The 15,986-nt window shown below is 67.8% G+C and carries 15 protein-coding genes; 4 read left to right on the top strand and 11 right to left on the bottom strand.

Going from position 1 to position 15,986, the window contains the following annotated elements; all coding sequences use genetic code 11:
* Positions 1 to 123 precede the first annotated feature (123 nt).
* The gene (locus tag ABD206_RS03165) at positions 124 to 609 is read left to right on the top strand and encodes a Dps family protein (RefSeq protein WP_344069142.1); all 486 of its coding nucleotides are present in this window, start codon (positions 124 to 126) and stop codon (positions 607 to 609) included.
* 58 nt (positions 610 to 667) lie between these two features.
* On the opposite strand, the gene ABD206_RS03160 is transcribed toward ABD206_RS03165, so the two are convergent.
* From ABD206_RS03160 to ABD206_RS03145, 4 genes are read right to left on the bottom strand one after another with little or no spacing between them, the layout of a single operon-like run.
* Positions 668 to 2,173, bottom strand: coding sequence for an amidohydrolase (locus ABD206_RS03160; RefSeq protein ID WP_344071398.1), 1,506 nt, complete (start codon positions 2,171 to 2,173; stop codon positions 668 to 670).
* On the bottom strand, positions 2,161 to 3,159 hold the full coding sequence (locus tag ABD206_RS03155) for an Fpg/Nei family DNA glycosylase (protein WP_344069139.1): 999 nt from the start codon (positions 3,157 to 3,159) through the stop codon (positions 2,161 to 2,163). Before ABD206_RS03155 ends, ABD206_RS03160 begins: the two co-directional genes overlap by 13 nt.
* Positions 3,159 to 3,689, bottom strand: coding sequence for a ribose-5-phosphate isomerase (locus ABD206_RS03150; RefSeq protein ID WP_344069136.1), 531 nt, complete (start codon positions 3,687 to 3,689; stop codon positions 3,159 to 3,161). The genes ABD206_RS03155 and ABD206_RS03150 overlap by 1 nt, the downstream gene beginning before the upstream one ends.
* A 9-nt stretch (positions 3,690 to 3,698) precedes the next feature.
* Complete coding sequence (locus ABD206_RS03145; protein WP_344069134.1) at positions 3,699 to 5,693, bottom strand: BCCT family transporter; 1,995 nt, start codon at positions 5,691 to 5,693, stop codon at positions 3,699 to 3,701.
* 167 nt (positions 5,694 to 5,860) lie between these two features.
* Here ABD206_RS03145 and pepN point away from each other — a divergent pair, with 167 nt between their 5' ends.
* Positions 5,861 to 8,404: an aminopeptidase N gene (gene pepN / locus ABD206_RS03140; RefSeq protein WP_344069131.1), complete on the top strand. Its 2,544-nt coding sequence runs from the start codon at positions 5,861 to 5,863 to the stop codon at positions 8,402 to 8,404.
* Between the two features lie 74 nt (positions 8,405 to 8,478).
* Positions 8,479 to 8,937, top strand: coding sequence for a globin (locus ABD206_RS03135; RefSeq protein WP_344069128.1), 459 nt, complete (start codon positions 8,479 to 8,481; stop codon positions 8,935 to 8,937).
* A gap of 15 nt (positions 8,938 to 8,952) precedes the next feature.
* Here ABD206_RS03135 and ABD206_RS03130 read toward each other — a convergent pair whose 3' ends face one another.
* Complete coding sequence (locus ABD206_RS03130; RefSeq protein ID WP_344069125.1) at positions 8,953 to 9,624, bottom strand: DUF8185 domain-containing protein; 672 nt, start codon at positions 9,622 to 9,624, stop codon at positions 8,953 to 8,955.
* Positions 9,625 to 9,641: 17 nt separating this feature from the next.
* On the opposite strand from ABD206_RS03130, the gene ABD206_RS03125 reads away from it, so the two are divergent.
* The gene (locus ABD206_RS03125; protein ID WP_344069122.1) at positions 9,642 to 10,514 is read left to right on the top strand and encodes an acyl-CoA thioesterase; all 873 of its coding nucleotides are present in this window, start codon (positions 9,642 to 9,644) and stop codon (positions 10,512 to 10,514) included.
* 10 nt (positions 10,515 to 10,524) lie between these two features.
* Here the strand turns inward: ABD206_RS03125 and ABD206_RS03120 are convergent, their stop codons facing one another.
* From ABD206_RS03120 to yczR, 6 genes are all read right to left on the bottom strand, one after another.
* Positions 10,525 to 10,974 (bottom strand): acyl-CoA thioesterase, encoded by a 450-nt coding sequence (locus tag ABD206_RS03120; protein WP_344071396.1) that lies wholly within the window; start codon positions 10,972 to 10,974, stop codon positions 10,525 to 10,527.
* Between the two features lie 31 nt (positions 10,975 to 11,005).
* Positions 11,006 to 12,685 (bottom strand): energy-dependent translational throttle protein EttA, encoded by a 1,680-nt coding sequence (gene ettA / locus ABD206_RS03115; RefSeq protein ID WP_344069119.1) that lies wholly within the window; start codon positions 12,683 to 12,685, stop codon positions 11,006 to 11,008.
* A gap of 41 nt (positions 12,686 to 12,726) precedes the next feature.
* Positions 12,727 to 13,227 carry a DUF6993 domain-containing protein gene (locus ABD206_RS03110; protein ID WP_344069116.1) on the bottom strand — a complete coding sequence of 167 codons (501 nt, stop codon included), beginning with the start codon at positions 13,225 to 13,227 and terminating at the stop codon, positions 12,727 to 12,729.
* Between the two features lie 51 nt (positions 13,228 to 13,278).
* The gene (ssb, locus tag ABD206_RS03105) at positions 13,279 to 13,731 is read right to left on the bottom strand and encodes a single-stranded DNA-binding protein (protein ID WP_344069113.1); all 453 of its coding nucleotides are present in this window, start codon (positions 13,729 to 13,731) and stop codon (positions 13,279 to 13,281) included.
* A gap of 125 nt (positions 13,732 to 13,856) precedes the next feature.
* Positions 13,857 to 14,381: a peptide-methionine (S)-S-oxide reductase MsrA gene (gene msrA / locus ABD206_RS03100; RefSeq protein WP_344069110.1), complete on the bottom strand. Its 525-nt coding sequence runs from the start codon at positions 14,379 to 14,381 to the stop codon at positions 13,857 to 13,859.
* 72 nt (positions 14,382 to 14,453) lie between these two features.
* Positions 14,454 to 15,866 (bottom strand): MocR-like transcription factor YczR, encoded by a 1,413-nt coding sequence (yczR, locus tag ABD206_RS03095; protein ID WP_344069107.1) that lies wholly within the window; start codon positions 15,864 to 15,866, stop codon positions 14,454 to 14,456.
* Positions 15,867 to 15,986: the final 120 nt, after the last annotated feature.

Genomic DNA, 15,986 nt, shown 5'->3' with positions numbered 1-15,986 from the left:
ACGCTGGGCTCCATCGGACACGCCCGCACCGATTCCGGGTTAGCCAGTACTGACTTGCTTGCGCATTTTGCGCGGCGAAGTAACGTGAGGGTGACGAAGCACCCCGATTCAAGGAGGTTCGACATGACTGACACCCGCACCACCCCCGCGACCGCCGCCGACCCGACCGTCGCCGCGGCCGCCGCCCAACTGCTGACCCCTGTCGTCCTCGGTCTCCAAGCGCTCGCCGTCAACGGAAAGCAGGCGCACTGGAACGTGCGCGGCGCGAACTTCATCGCCATCCACGAGCTGCTTGACACCGTCGTCGACCACGCAAAAGAGGCCGCAGACGAGGCGGCCGAGCGCATCGTCGCCCTGGGACTTCCCGTCGACGCACGGCTGTCCACGATCTCGACCAAGGCCACCGCATCTGCCGTTCCCGCCGGGTTCACGCCGTGGGATGCCATGTGCCGCGCGATGATCGCCGACCTCGACGCGGTCATCGCCGACGTGAAGGCTGCCGTCGACGGCCTCGACGAAGTGGACCTGACAAGCCAGGACGTCGCGATCAGCATCCAGCAGACGCTCGAGAAGGACCGCTGGTTCCTCTTCGCGCACCTCGCCGAGTAGGCGGCCGCGGAACACCACGCAGGGGTTCGGGACTCGTGTCTCGGGCCCCTGCGGCGTGTCAGCCCAGGTGAGTGATGCGCCCGCCCACAAGGGTGGCCCGAACCTCCATCGCACGGAGTTCGCGTTCGCCGGCCACCCGCGGGTCGGTTTCGCACAGCACCAGGTCTGCCGGCTCTCCTACCGCGATCCTCGCCGGGTGCTCAGAGCCACCGTGTGTGGACGCCGCAAGCGCCACCTCCAGCGGCAGCGCCTGGCCGGGTTGCCACGCCTCACGTCCGTCGCGGGTGCGGAAAACCGCCGACGCCATCGCCGCCCAGGGGTCGAGCGCGGCGACCGGCGCGTCCGAGCCGAGGGTGAGGTTGGCCCCACTGTCAGCCAACGCGCGCAGCGGATACGGCATCGCGGTCTGATGTGCCCACAGCGTGTCGGTCATGTCACGGTCGTCGAGCGCATGTTCCGGTTGCACACTCGCGGTCACCCCCAGCCGCGCGAAGCGGGGTACATCGACGGCCGAGACCAGCTGCGCGTGCTCGATACTCCCCCGCGCCCCGGTCACGGCGAAGGCATCCAGGGCATGCGAATTCGCAAGATCGCCGATCGCGTGGATCGCGCAAGAGATGCCGTTGGCCGTCGCCTCGGTCATGAGGGCGCGCAACTCGCCGGGCGGCACCGTCAGCACGCCGCGATCGTCGTGCGTACCCGCATACGGGTGCGAGCACGCCGCGGTACGCGTCCCGAGCGACCCGTCGCTGATCACCTTCAGGCTCCCCACCGTCACGAGGTCGGATACCCGGTCTCCCGTCGTCCATCCCTCCGCGATCAGCCGATCGAGCATCGCGGGGTACGTGCCGAACTCGATGCGGAGCGTATCGAAGCCGCCGCCGGTGCGACGCTGCCATGCTTCGGGATTCCACCCCATGTCGAAGTCCACCAGACCGACGACGCCGCGTGCGGCCGCTCCCTGCGCGAAGCGTGCGACCGCGGCATCCGCCCGCTCGGCCGACGCGGCGTTCAGGCGGCGCGAGATCTCGAATGCCGGTTCCTCGCGCAGTAGGCCCGTGCTGTCGACGGGGGTCATGCCCTCGCGCCGGAACGCGGCGGTGTTCAGCCACACGCTGTGGACGTCCGCGTTGATGAGGTAGGTCGCGACATCACCCGTGGCGGCATCCAGCATGTCCAGTGAGGGAAGATCCGGCCACAGCGCGTCACGGAAACCGGTGCCGACGCGACGACCGTCCTCGTCCATGGCCGCACCGGCCATCGCCTCCGCCGCGACGTGCGCGCTCTTCACGTCTCCCAACGGATGCCGACGCGCGGCGAGCGCGGCCTGGACGACATGCACGTGGTGGTCCCAGAGCCCGGGGACCAGCCAGGCGCCGTCCCCATCGAGGGTGTCACCCACGGGTGGCAGGATGCCGGGCAGCCGCAGGTCGGCAATCCGTCCGGCATCGTCGATGACGACATCCCACGGCCCCTCGAACGGCAGGAGCTCTACCCCGGGACCTGCCACCCGCACACCGAGGATCGTGCCGACCCGGGCACCCCGGCCGTTCACGCCTGGCATGAGGGGCACCAATAGAGCTTGCGACCGGCGGCCTCTTCGACGACGATCGCCGTACCGCACACTCGGCACGGCAGACCCGCGCGGTGGTAGACCCAGTGGCGGTCGTCACGATGTGCCATCGCTCGCCGGTAGGCGTCGCCATCCAGACCGTCCATCGTCATCATCTGACCCGTTTCGACACCGATCCGGAGCAGTCTCACCCAATCCCGCCAGAGCGCGCGAACGGTGTCTTCGGGCACGTCGCGCCCGGAGGTGTAGGGATTCACGCCCGCGCGGAACAGCAACTCCGCGCGATAGACATTGCCGATGCCGCTGACGACCGCCTGGTCCATGAGCAGCAGCCCGATCGCGGTGGGCTTTCGCCGAACGACCGCGACGAACCGCTCCTCGGCCTCATCGACATCGTCGACCAGCGGGTCCGGCCCGAGCTTCGCGATTGCGGCGACGACCTGATCGGGCGTCTGGATCTCGCACGCGGTGGGTCCGCGCAGGTCCGCGCACGTGACATCCGTGAGAAGGCGCAGGCGCACCTGTCCGACCGGGTGCGGGGGCCAGTGATCATCCGCAGGAAGGCCGGTGGTCTGCTCCGACATGCGCACGTGCGCGCGCGCCCGTCGCGGCGCCCCGATGGAGCTCAGCGAGTTTTCCCCCGCCGCGTCGAAGACCTCCACCTCTCCCAGATCCGTGCCTCGCTGGTTGGTCTGGCCCATGCGGCCGTTCGCCGAGGCGATCGTGGGGTCGACCTCGATGGTTCCGGCGAAATCCCAGGCGCCGTACATTCCCAGGTGCACCCGCAGCCACAGATCGCCTTCGAATTCCAGGAACATCTGCTTGCCCACCGCGCGCGCGGCCAGCATCTCACGGCCGTCGATCAGCGCGGCTCCCTCGGCGAACCGCCCCTGAGGGCTGGAAGTCCGGACGGCGCGACCGACGTAGTTCTGCGCAAACTGCCGTGCGATCCGGTGGACGGAGTGTCCCTCGGGCATCAACCAGCTTCCGGATCGAATGCATCTCCCGGCTCGCTACCCGAGGCGTCACGCGGGTCGGGGAGCAGAGATCCGTCCGCCTCGTACGCGGCGATCTGCGCGATCCGGCGCACGTGGCGCTCTTCGTCCGAGAACGGCGTCGAGATGAAGCGGTCGATGAAGGTCACAACCTCCCCGAAAGTGTGCTGGCGGGCGCCGATCGCGATGACATTCGCGTCGTTGTGCTCGCGGGCCAGCTCCGCCGTGGGGATGTTCCACACCAGAGCCGCCCGGATGCCTCGCACCTTGTTCGCGGCGATCTGCTCACCGTTGCCCGACCCTCCGAACACGATGCCAAGGGCTTCCACGCCCGCCTCCTGATCGGCGACCACGCCCAGCGCGGCCCGGATGCAGAACGAGGGGTAGTCATCGACGGCGTCATAGACGATCGGTCCGTGGTCGATGACCTCATGGCCCTGCTCGGCGAGATGGTGCTGCAGCTGCGTGGAGAACTCCATGCCGGCGTGGTCCGTGGCGATGTGGATGCGCATGGCTTCATCCTAGGGAACCGGATCGCCCCCGTCCTGATCGCGCTTCCCGCTACGACCCTCGCCATGACCGCGGGGCCGTTCGGCCACGGTGGCCGCGTCACCCGAGGCTCGATGATCCGGGCGGTCGGGACCCTTGGGCTGGATGTGGCCGGGCTCGAGCGTACGCTCGACATCCTCGGCCGTGACCACGGAGATCTCCTGCGTCGCCGTCGTGTACCACTCGGTGAGCTCCGGGTCCTCCGTATCGAGCCACGCTCCCGCACCCTCGCCAGCGTCCACCTCGGTGGACTCGAACACGAAGTCGTCTCCGTGCTCGGCGATCCCCTGCCGCACACCCTGAGCGATGGCCGCCTGGGCGAACTTCCTCCGCAGCATGTAGGGGTCGGTCCGGAGCTCCTTGCCCCACGCCACCATCATGCCGATCATGATCACCGCGAACGGCAGGGAGGTCACGATCATCATCGACTGAAGACCCCCCAGCGCCGTCGAACCTCCTGCCAACAGCAGTGAGCCGCCCACCGCTCCCAGCAGCAGTCCCCACGTGATCGTCACCCACATCGACGGCTCCGGCTTGCCGCGCTGGCTCATGGATCCCATGACGATCGATGCGGAGTCGGCCGATGTCACGAAGTAGACGATGATCGAGATCATCGCCACGATCGAGGTGAGAAGTGGCAACGGGAGATTGCCGAGCATCGCGAACAAGACGTCCTCGGGCTGTGAGACATCCGCGACGCCGTCCCCCTGCATCTGCTGATCCATGGCGGTGCTGCCGAGGATCGTGAACCACACGAAGCAGACACTGGAGGGCACGAGGATCACCACCGTGACGAACTCACGCAGGGTGCGACCGCGGGAGATCTTGGCGATGAAGATGCCGACGAACGGCGACCAGGAAATCCACCACGCCCAGTAGTACGTCGTCCACGACGCCATGAACGAGGCGGCGGCGTCGCTCTGCAGGCCGTTGCGCGAGAGCATGACCCCGAGATCTGTGAAGAAGGTCATGAGACCCGACGGGATCATCGTGACGATCAACAGCGTCGGACCGACGACGAACACGAACAGGGCGAGAAGCCCCGCCAACGCCATGTTGATGTTCGACAGCGCACGGATGCCGCGCTTCACGCCAGACACAGCCGACAACACGAACAAACCGGTCAAGATCGCGAGCAACGCGATGAGAAGACCCTCACTCACTTCGTCGATACCGCCGATGACCTCAATCCCGCGCCCGATCTGCAGGATGCCGATTCCGAGTGACACCGCAGTCCCGAACAGCGTCACGATGATCGCGAAGACGTCGATGACACCGCCAGCCCACCCGTCGACGCGACGCCCGAACAGCGGCTCGAAAATCCCCGAGATGAGCGGGGCGCGCCCGCGCCGATAGGCCCCGTAGGCGATCGCACCACCGACCAGCGCATAGAAACCCCAGGCGAACGGCCCCCAATGGAAGATCGTCTGCGCCAGGGAATCCTTCATCGCGTTGACCGTCTCCGGTGCTGCCGAGAACCCCGGAGGAGGGTCCACGAAGAACGACAGCGGCTCCAACGGCCCGTAGAACAGCAGCCCGATGCCCATTCCCGCGGAGAAGAGCATCGCCACCCACGACGTGGTGGAGAACTCCGGTTTCTCGTCATCGGCACCGAGCCGGATGCCACCTGTCCGGCCATACCCGACCACCAGCATGAATCCGAGCACCACGATTGCTAGTGCCGAGAAGAGCCATCCGAATCCCTGTGTCTCCCACGCCAGCAGGTAACCGCCGACGGCAGAGAGGTTCTCCGGCGCCACCAGCGCCCAGATCACGACACCGAGCACGAGCACTCCGGCCGTCACGAAGACGGCGACGTTGGTGGAGAACTTCCTGCCGGTGTGCTCCACGCCGATACCCGGGATCAGCGCAGGGTGGATTCCGCGCCCCAGCGCCGGGTCGTTCACCTCACGTATGACTCGGGCAACCGCCCGGGGTGGTACGGGTGGCTGGTCGCGCGTGGTCATCGAGGTCTCCCCGGTTACGTATCAGTCGTTCGTCACGTATCGTCTTCGCCTCCACGCTAAGGGGATTGCGCGGCGTAGGCTAGGTGGCTGTCGTGACCTCAGAAGGGTCGCGGCCGATTCGGCCGCCATCATGCGGCATCCACCACCCGAGCCTGGGAGCAACCGAAGTGCCTGGAGAAAACCTCACCCGCATCGAAGCGCAAGAGCGCCGGGCGATCCTCGACACGCAGTCGTACGAGGTCATCCTCGACCTGACGACCGGCGCCGAGGTGTTCCGTTCCACGACGACCGTGCGCTTCACCGCCACCGAGGGCGCGGCGACGTTCATCGACCTGATCGCCCGCGACGTGCATCGCATCACGCTCAACGGTCGCGACATTCCCACGTCGGCATTCGCGGACTCCCGCATCGCTCTGACCAACCTCGCTCCCGAGAACGAACTCGTCGTCGACGCGGACTGCCTGTACACGAACACGGGCGAGGGCCTGCACCGCTTCGTCGATCCCGTCGACGGCGAGGTGTACCTCTACTCGCAGTTCGAGGTGCCGGACTCCCGCCGTATGTTCGCGGTGTTCGAGCAGCCCGACCTGAAGGCGACGTTCCAGTTCACGGTCACCGCGCCCGCGGCGTGGAAGGTCACCTCCAACTCCCCCACACCCGACCCCGCACCCGCGGGCGAGGGGAAGTCGACATGGGAATTCGAGCCCACCCCGCGCATCTCCTCGTACATCACCGCGCTCATCGCCGGACCCTACGAGGCGACCTACTCCGAGCTCACGAGCGCCTCGGGCCGCGTCATCCCGCTCGGCATCTTCGCGCGCAAGAGCCTCTGGCAGTACCTGGACGCCGACTACATCTTCGAGAAGACCCGCCAGGGCTTCGCGTACTACGAGAAGAAGTTCGACTACCCGTATCCCTTCGCGAAGTACGACCAGCTCTTCGTCCCGGAGTTCAACGCGGGCGCGATGGAGAACGCGGGCGCGGTGACCTTCACCGAGGTGTACGTCTTCCGCAGCAAGGTCACCGATGCGGTCAAGGAGCGCCGGGTCGTCACGATCCTCCATGAGCTCGCGCACATGTGGTTCGGCGACCTCGTGACGATGAAGTGGTGGAACGACCTGTGGCTGAACGAATCGTTCGCCGAATGGGCCTCCACCATCGCCACCGCCGAGGCGACCGAGTGGACCGAGGCCTGGACCACCTTCAACGCCATGGAGAAGACCTGGGCCTACCGTCAGGACCAGCTTCCCTCGACGCACCCGGTCGTCGCCGAGATCCGTGACCTCGAGGACGTGCAGGTCAACTTCGACGGCATCACGTATGCGAAGGGCGGCTCGGTCCTCAAGCAGCTCGCGGCGTGGGTCGGCATCGACGAGTTCTTCGCCGGCGTGGGCGCGTACTTCACGAAGCACGCCTACGGCAACACGGTACTGGCGGATCTGCTGACGGAGCTCGAGGCCACGAGCGGTCGCGAGCTGTCCGGGTGGTCGAAGAAGTGGCTCGAGACGGCAGGTGTCAACACGCTGTCACCCGCCGTGGCCGAGGGAGCTGACGGCCGCATCACCTCTTTCAAGATCGTCCAGACCGCCCCCGCCGATTACCCCACGATCCGGCCCCACCGGCTCGGCGTGGGGTTCTACACCCTGGGCGCAGGTGGCCTCGAGCGGACTCACGCCATCGAGCTGGACGTCGACGGCGATCTGACCGATGTCCCCCAGCTCGTCGGTCAGGCGCGGCCGGACCTCATCGTCCTCAACGACCAGGACCTGGCGTACGCGAAGATCCGGCTCGATGAGCGTTCGCTCGAGACGGCGATCGGGCACCTCGCGAAAATCACAGACCCGCTCGCGCGATCGCTGGTGTGGGGTGCGGCGTGGGACCAGACCCGTGACGCCGAGGCGTCCGCGTCGGACTACGTCGACCTGGTCTTGGGCAACATCGGGTCAGAGACCGAGTCGACGACCGTGCGCACCACGCTCGCGCAGCTCCTGTTGGCGGCAAACTCGTACGTCGCGCGCGACCGCCGCGAGCTGTCGCGCGCCAAGGTCGCCGACGGACTGTGGGCGCTCGCCCAGTCCGCGGCAGCCGGCAGCGACAGCCAGCTCCAGTTCGTGACGGCCTTCGCCAGTGCGGCGGCCACCCCCGCCCACTGGGCAACGGTCAAGGATCTGCGCGCGGGCACCGTATCGCTCGACGGCCTGACGATCGACACCGACCTGAGCTGGCAGCTGCTGGTCTCCCTCGCCGCCGGCGGCCTCGTCACCGAGGCGGAGATCGATGACGCGCTCGCGGACGACAACACGGCCAAGGGCGGCGAGTTCGCCGCACAGGCCAAGGCAGCGCTCCCCCACCCTGCCGCCAAGGCGGCCGCGTGGGACTCGCTCGTGAAGAACGCGAACCTGCCCAACACGATCGTGCGCTCTGCCGCGCTCGGGTTCGTGCACCCGGCCGGACTGGAGCTGCTCGACGAGTTCGTCGATCGCTACTTCGACATGCTGCTGCCCGTCTGGAACTCCCGGTCGTACAAGATCGCCGAATACCTCGTGCTCGGCCTCTACCCCGCACCGCTGGCGAATGCGCGGCTGCGTGACGCGACGCGGGCGTGGCTGGCGGAGAACGCAGACGCCGCCCCGGCTCTGCGACGCATGGTCGCTGAGAATCTCGCCGGTGTCGAGCGGGCGCTGTCGGTGCAGGAGCGCGACGCGCTCTGATCTCACCGGGGTCCGCGCGGCATCCTCCGTCCGGACCCCGTGAGATCGGTCGCATCACGGAAAGGCGCGGAACGATGACCCAGGACAGTGCCCCGCAGGAGCAGTCGTTCTTCGAGGCCGTGGGCGGACACCAAACCTTCGTGCGGCTCGTCGATGTCTTCTATGCGGGCGTGGCCGACGACGAGGTGCTGCGCCCCATGTACCCGGAGGAAGACCTCGAACCCGCCAAGACGCGCCTGGTGATGTTCCTCGAGCAATACTGGGGCGGACCGACCACCTACAGCCAGAAACGTGGGCATCCGCGCCTGCGCATGCGCCATGCGCCGTTCCACGTGAATCCCGATGCCCGCGACCGGTGGCTGCAGCACATGCGCAACGGTGTGGATGCCCTCGAGCTCTCACCTCTGCACGAGGAAGTGCTCTGGGACTACCTCACCCGCGCCGCGATGGCGATGGTGAACACGTTCAAGCCGACCGGCATCGGGCCCTCGGCCCAAGGGCGCACCGATATCCCGCTCTCGTCGGAGGACTGACGGCACGCACGCCGGTCAGCGCGCCGATCCCGTTCCGCGCACGGGCGTCAGACCACTGCGCACCGTCGTGCGCGTCAGAACGTGCCCCCGACTCAGGCTCAGACGCAGCCACGGGCCGCTCTCGCGGACCTGCGCACGCTCGTCTCCCACGATGAAGCCCATCGTCAGCGCAGCGAAGGCCGAGCCCAGCGGCAGCCCGTCCAGTGCGGAATCGGACTCTCCCCACACACGCGCGCGCGTCGCGCGGACAGCATCCTCCCCCGCATCACGCGGGACACGGTCCGACACAGCCGCCATCCCCCATTGCGCCCGCGACGCGATCACCGATGCCTCGAGCGCGCCGCGCTCACGCCATCCTCCGCGCGGCGGGGAGATCCCCGCCCACGTCGCGGTCACCGCCGTCTCGGGCAGGGCGACCGCCGCCGTCCCCTCCGACCGGAGTGATGCCGCAGCCACCGCGAAATCGCACTCCAGCTCCGGGTCGATCGGAAGAATGCGCATGGCCAGCACCGTAGGAGTGGCCTCCATGAGCCCCCGCGGCGCGAGGACTGCGGCCGACATCACCAGTGCCCCACTGCTCGCCTGCAACCGTACGGCCGCATCCTCGCCCAGACGCGCCGCTCTCCCGGCGAAGACGATCGCGTCGCTGGCGGCCTCCGCATCCGGAAAGCGGAGGGAAGAAGGCATCCACCTAGACTACCGGGGTGAGCTCCGCCCCCTTCGACCCGCATGCCGCGCTGCTGTCGGCGCTCCAACTCTCGGCCACATCCGCGCGCACGACCGAAGACATCTTCACCGCCGTGTCACTGCCGATGCCCGGCGGCCGCATCTTCGGTGGACAGGTCCTCGCCCAGGCCGTCGTCGCAGCGTCGCGGACCATTCCCGATGACCGACCCGTCCACTCCATGCACGGCTACTTCCTTCGCCCGGGGGATGCGACGCAGGGTGTCACCTTGTCCGTGGACCGGATCCACGACGGACGCTCGTTCTCGACGCGTCGCACACAGGCCTTCCAGGACGGTGTTCCGATCTTCTCGATGATCGCGTCCTTCCAGGTCGAAGGCCCCGGCCTCGAGCATCAGGAGCCGATGCCGGCCGGCATCCCGCGGCCCGACGCCGTTTCCGCCCCCGAACCGGCGACGCTCCATCCGATGTCCCAGCGCGTCCTGGACCAGAGTCCCATCGAGACCCGGCACGTCGAGGGCACGATCTTCAACGAGGTGCCCGCCCGCGCGGCGCGCCAGCACGTGTGGCTACGCGCGCGCACTCGCCTCCCCGACGACCCTGCCGTCCACCGCGCAGCGCTGGCGTTCATGAGCGACATGACCATTCAGGAGCCGGTGCTGCGCGCCCACGGTGTGCCGTGGGCGCAGCCGCGCCTGCGCGTCGCGAGCCTGGACCACGCCATGTGGTGGCACCGCGATGCGCGCGCCGATGAGTGGCTGCTGTTCGCGCAGGACTCGCCGAGCTCGCGCGGTGGGCGCGGCCTCGCACACGGCCGCCTCTACACACAGGACGGGATGCTGGTGGCCACGGTCGCGCAGGAGATCATGGCTCGCGTCCCCGATCCCGAGTGAACGGCGACGCTCAGCGGCGCCGGAAGGTGGGTGCGGCGCAGAGGTAGGGTTCCCACGCCGCGCGCGCGGCGGCGGGCAACCGCTGCGGTGCCCCCGTGTCCGCGTCCACCACGACAGCGGTCGCGCTGGCGGTCACATACTTCACCTGCGGGACGTGGCGCTCAGGCGGATATACCTCGTAGCAGACGTCGACGCTGGATCCCCCCATGTGGGAGAACCACAGCTGCACGTCGATCGGGTCGCGATGGTAAGGGATCGGGGCGTGGTACTCGATCTCTTGTCGCGCGATGAGCATCATCATCGGTGCGCCCTGGGTCGCGTCGATGACCGCGGTCGGCGGTGCGCTCTCCCCCGGCGCAGGCGTCCAGAAGGCGCGGATGCGTGCCTCTTCGAGGATCTTCAGGATCGCCACGTTGTTCACGTGGTTGAAGGCGTCCAGGTCGCCCCAGCGCAGTGGCATCGGCAGATGCAGCCGTGCCCCGTCCGGAGTCTCAGTCACGTGTGAGCTTGCGATACGTCGAGCTCGCGCGGTTCAGAGCCTCGGGACCGAGGCGCTCGGCCTTGTTGCGCTCGTACGCTTCGAAGTTGCCCTCGAACCAGTACCAGGCATCGGGCGTCTCATCGGTGCCCTCATAGGCGAGGATGTGCGTCGCGATGCGGTCGAGGAACCATCGGTCGTGGGTGATGACCACCGCGCAGCCGGGGAACTCGAGGAGCGCGTTCTCCAGAGACTGGAGGGTCTCGACGTCCAGATCGTTCGTGGGCTCGTCGAGGAGGAGCAGGTTGCCGCCCTCCTTCAGCGTGAGCGCGAGGTTGAGACGGTTGCGCTCACCACCGGAGAGAACACCGGCCTTCTTCTGCTGATCCGGGCCCTTGAAGCCGAACTTCGACACATACGCGCGGGAGGGGATCTCGGTCTTCCCGACCGTGATGATGTCCAAACCGTCCGACACCACTTCCCACAGGGTCTTCTGCGGGTCGATGTTGGCACGCGACTGGTCGACGTAGCTGATCTTGACCGTCTCGCCGACCTTCAGATCTCCGCCGTCGAGCGGCTCGAGTCCGACAATCGTCTTGAACAGCGTGGTCTTTCCGACACCGTTCGGGCCGATGACGCCGACGATGCCGTTGGGCGGCAGGCTGAAGCTGAGCCCATCGATGAGCGAGCGCCCGTCGAAGCCCTTCTGCAGCTTCTTCGCCTCGATGACGATGCTTCCCAGACGCGGGCCAGGCGGGATCTGGATCTCTTCGAAGTCGAGCTTGCGCGTGCGCTCGGCTTCGGCCGCCATCTCCTCGTACCGGGCCAGCCGCGCCTTCGACTTGGCCTGGCGGCCCTTGGTGTTGGAGCGCACCCAGTCCAGCTCGTCCTTGAGGCGCTTGGCGAGCTTGGCATCCTTCTTGCCTTGCACGTCCAGACGCTCGGCCTTCTTCTCGAGGTAGGTCGAGTAGTTGCCCTCGTAGCCGATGAGTCGGCCGCGGTCCACCTCGGCGATCCATTCGGCCACGTTGTCGAGGAAGTACCTGTCGTGGGTGATCGCGATGACCGCCCCGGGGTACTTCTGCAGGTGCTGCTCGAGCCAGAGGACGCTCTCCGCGTCGAGGTGGTTGGTGGGCTCGTCCAGCAGCAGCAGGTCGGGCTTCTGTAGGAGCAGCTTCGTCAGCGCCACGCGGCGCTTTTCGCCACCGGACAGATTCGCGATGTTCGCGTCACCGGGCGGGGTGCGCAGGGCGCTCATGGCCTGCTCGAGCTGGGAGTCGAGGTCCCACGCGTCAGCCGCGTCGATCTCCTCCTGCAATGTGCCCATCTCCGCCAGGAGGGCGTCGAAGTCGGCGTCGGGGTCGCTCATCAGCGCCGAGATCTCGTTGAACCGGTCGACCTTCGCCTTGATGGCGATACCGTCCTGGATGTTCTCGAGTACCGTCTTGGACTCGTCAAGCTCCGGCTCCTGCATGAGGATGCCGACCGTGAAGCCCGGGCTGAGCTTGGCCTCGCCGTTGGACGGGTGATCGAGCCCCGCCATGATCTTCAGGATCGTCGACTTTCCGGCACCGTTCGGACCGACCATGCCGATCTTCGCGCCGGGCAAGAACGCCATTGTGACGTCATCGAGGATCAGCTTCTCGCCCACTGCTTTGCGGGCGCGGACCATCTGGTAGATGTATTCAGCCATAGCCGCTCCAGTCTACGGGGCGGCGGCGATGCCCTTCGGCGCTACCAGTCGATGACGCGCGTCTGGCCGAGCAGGCATCCGCCGGTGGCCAGGCCGTCCAGCACCGCGGTCACCGGCTCTGTGATGGTGGGGCCGACCTGTCCCACCAGGCACTCGTCACCCCATCGGACCGAAAACTGGATGTTGTCCGCGGCGATCCCGATCGAGGTCTCGTCGGGGGTGACTTGCATGGCCGCCTTCTCGAATCCGGCGGCGACCAAGGCATCGACGTACGCGCGGCCCTGATAGCGCGCATCGGTGCCCCAGACAGACCAGACCACATCGGTGAAAAGCGACAGCTCTGCCGCGGCGTCTTCGGCCGCGGGAGTGGTCGTTTCGGTCGGTGAGGGCGTGGTCGTCGGCGTGGGCGCCGCGGTAGCCGTCGGCGTGGGAGTGGGCGTCGCGGCCGAGCAGCCGACCAGCACCCCGATCATCACCAACGTCGAAGCACCGAAGGCGATGAACGGAAGCTGCCGAACGGACTTCCCACGATGAGCGCGCACCCGGCGAGTCTAGGCTGCTTCCGACCCCGATTCGCTGGGAGGCCGCCGAACTCAGAAGGGCGTGGTCTCCGCTTCTGCGGACGCCGTCACCGCTGGCGCCGACCAGCTCTCGTTCTGGTCGTCGGCGGGCGCCACGCCCGGGCGCGCTCCGACCTGTCTGCTGTACTCACTCGTCCCCCACCGCAGGTTGTGGCCGACGGCATCCGCGGTGATCTCGACGTCCGTTCCGCGTTTTCCACCCGCTTCCCAGTCGCGGATCCGCAGCCGACCCGTCACGACCACGGGATCGCCCTTCCTCACGCTCGAGGCGACGTGCTCTGCGAGCGTGCGGAATGCGGACACGGCGAACCAGTTCGTGCCGTCGTCGACCCACTCACCGGATGCGCGGTCGAGTCGGCGCTGCCCACTGCCCACGCGGAAATTGACGATCGCCACGCCGCTCGGCGTGACCCTCAGCTCGGGTGTAGCCGCGACGTTCCCCGTCACGGTGATCGTGTCTGTCATCTCTTCCTCTCCGGCGGGAGCGGTTCCCGGCCGCAGCACCCAGCGTGGGACCGGCGGAGCGAGCCGCGCCCGAGACCGGCCGCCGCACCGCGGGGCACGGCGGCCGTGGTGGCTGGGGAGGAGGATCAGGCGCGCACGTACGACGAGAACCGGGCGCGCACCTTGTTCACCTTGGGGACGGCGACCGCCAGGCAGTACCCCTGCGTCGGGTTCTTCGCGAAGAAGTCCTGGTGGTACTCCTCGGCCGGGTAGAACTCGCCCAGCGGCTCCATCGTCGTCACCAGGTCGCCGTCCCACCACTCGCCGGCGCGTGCCTTCGCCGCCTCGAACAGGTCCCGCTGCTCCTGGTCTGCGGGGAACATCGCACTGCGGTACTGGGTGCCGATGTCATTTCCTTGACGGTTGAGCTGACGCGGGTCGTGCATCGTGAAGAAGGCGTCGAGGATCACATCCTCGGGGATCACCGTCTCGTCGAATGTGACGGCCACCGCCTCGGCATGGCCCGTCGTGCCCGTGCAGACCAGCTCGTAGCTCGGCGCCGGCACCGCGCCTCCGACGTAGCCGGACACGACAGCAGTCACTCCCCGCAACGACCGGTAGGCGGCATCGAGGCACCAGAAGCATCCCCCCGCCAGAACGAACGTACGCATGTTCTCTCCTTGCTACCGGTGGTCAGACCGGTCACGTCTGTGTCAACACGGTGACCCGCGGCGGTGTTCCCGTCACACCGGCGCACTCCACATGTCTCGGATGCCGACCGGGGCCTGGCGCACCACGCTCGGCCACACGCGCGCCAGAACCTCGACCCCGGCGATGAGCTCCTCGGGCGGGGCGGTGAACGGAATGCGCAGGTGACGGTCGTTGCCTCCCTCAAGAGCGAAGCGCGGACCGGCGGAGAGGAGGACGCCCTCGGCCCGCGCTCCCATCACGAGTGCCGAGCTGAGCGGGGCGTCCAGCTCCACCCAGAGGGCGACGCCACCGTCGACCTGCGTCACCTGCCATGCGGGGAGTCGGTCTCCGAGCGCCGCGACGACCGCGTCGCGTCCGGCGCGCAAGTAGGCGGCCCGGTCGCGGACGATGTCGCCGAGCACGGGAATGAGCCGCAGCGCGACCGACTGTTCGAACTCCGGCGTCCCCAGCTCCCGAGAAGGTCGGGCGACCACCAACCTGTCGATCAGCTCGGCGTCGGCACGGATCCACCCGACTCTGAGCCCGCCCCAGACGGTCTTGCCCAGGGAGCCGATGCGGATCACCGAAGACTCGGAGGTGGGGACGAACCCCCGATCGCGCGGTCCTCGATCGATGTCGAGATCCGCCGTCGTCTCATCGATCAGGAGCATCGTCCCGGTGCGCTCGGCCCACTCCAGCACGGCCGCGCGGTCGTCGGCGGTCATGCTCCGTCCGGTCGGGTTCTGGAAATCCGGCATGAGGTAGGCCAAGGCCGGTCGCGTACGGAAGAAGAGCTCCGTCAGCCGCTCGAGATCCCAGCCGGTGTGCGTGGCGACCGGGACGCCGATCAGCCGGGCACCGGCGAGACGGAAGGCGTCGGCGGCGTGGGGATACGTAGGCGTCTCGATCACCACACGATCGCCGCGTGTGATCAGCGCGGTGGCCAGCAGATGGATGGCACTCTGGGCACCCGTGGTCACCATGATCTGTCCGGGGCTGGTGGGAATACCCCGCGATCGATACTGCTGCGCGATCTGCTCACGCAGATCCGCACGACCGAGCACGTCATAACCTGCCCGTGCGGTGAGGGTCACGGCATCCGCCGCCGCCAGCGCAAGGTATCCGGCAAGGCCCGGCCACGCCGGTGGACTGGCCTGCTGCAGGTCGATCATCCCGACCTCGGGTGCGGCCGTCGACTCGGCGCTGCGCCGCAGGGGCAAGGTCACGCTCCCGGATCCTCGCAGACTGGAGATGTGTCCGCTGTCCCGCAGGCTCTGGTAGGCGGTCGACACCGTGCTGCGACTGAGGCCGAGCGCCGTAGCCAGCTCGCGTTCCGCCGGCAGAACCGTCCGCGGCGCGATGCGGTTGTCGAGGCACAGGATCCGGATGCCGTCGGCCAGCGCCTCGTACGCGGGTTCACGCGTGCGCCATCCGCCGAGCGCCGCCGTCAACGCTCGAGCCGACATCCGTGACTCCATGCCACCCACCCCTGATTGGACTGCTTCAGACAAACCAGTTCTGTCGAGATCCTGACATGACGACGAGATCGGCGCAACAAGCCGTCGCGGACTGGACCAGTACCCTGG

It is taken from the genome of Microbacterium sediminicola, from assembly GCF_039531125.1.
GTDB classification, from domain to species: domain Bacteria; phylum Actinomycetota; class Actinomycetes; order Actinomycetales; family Microbacteriaceae; genus Microbacterium; species Microbacterium sediminicola.
This window is presented reverse-complemented; position numbering and strand designations above follow the sequence as displayed.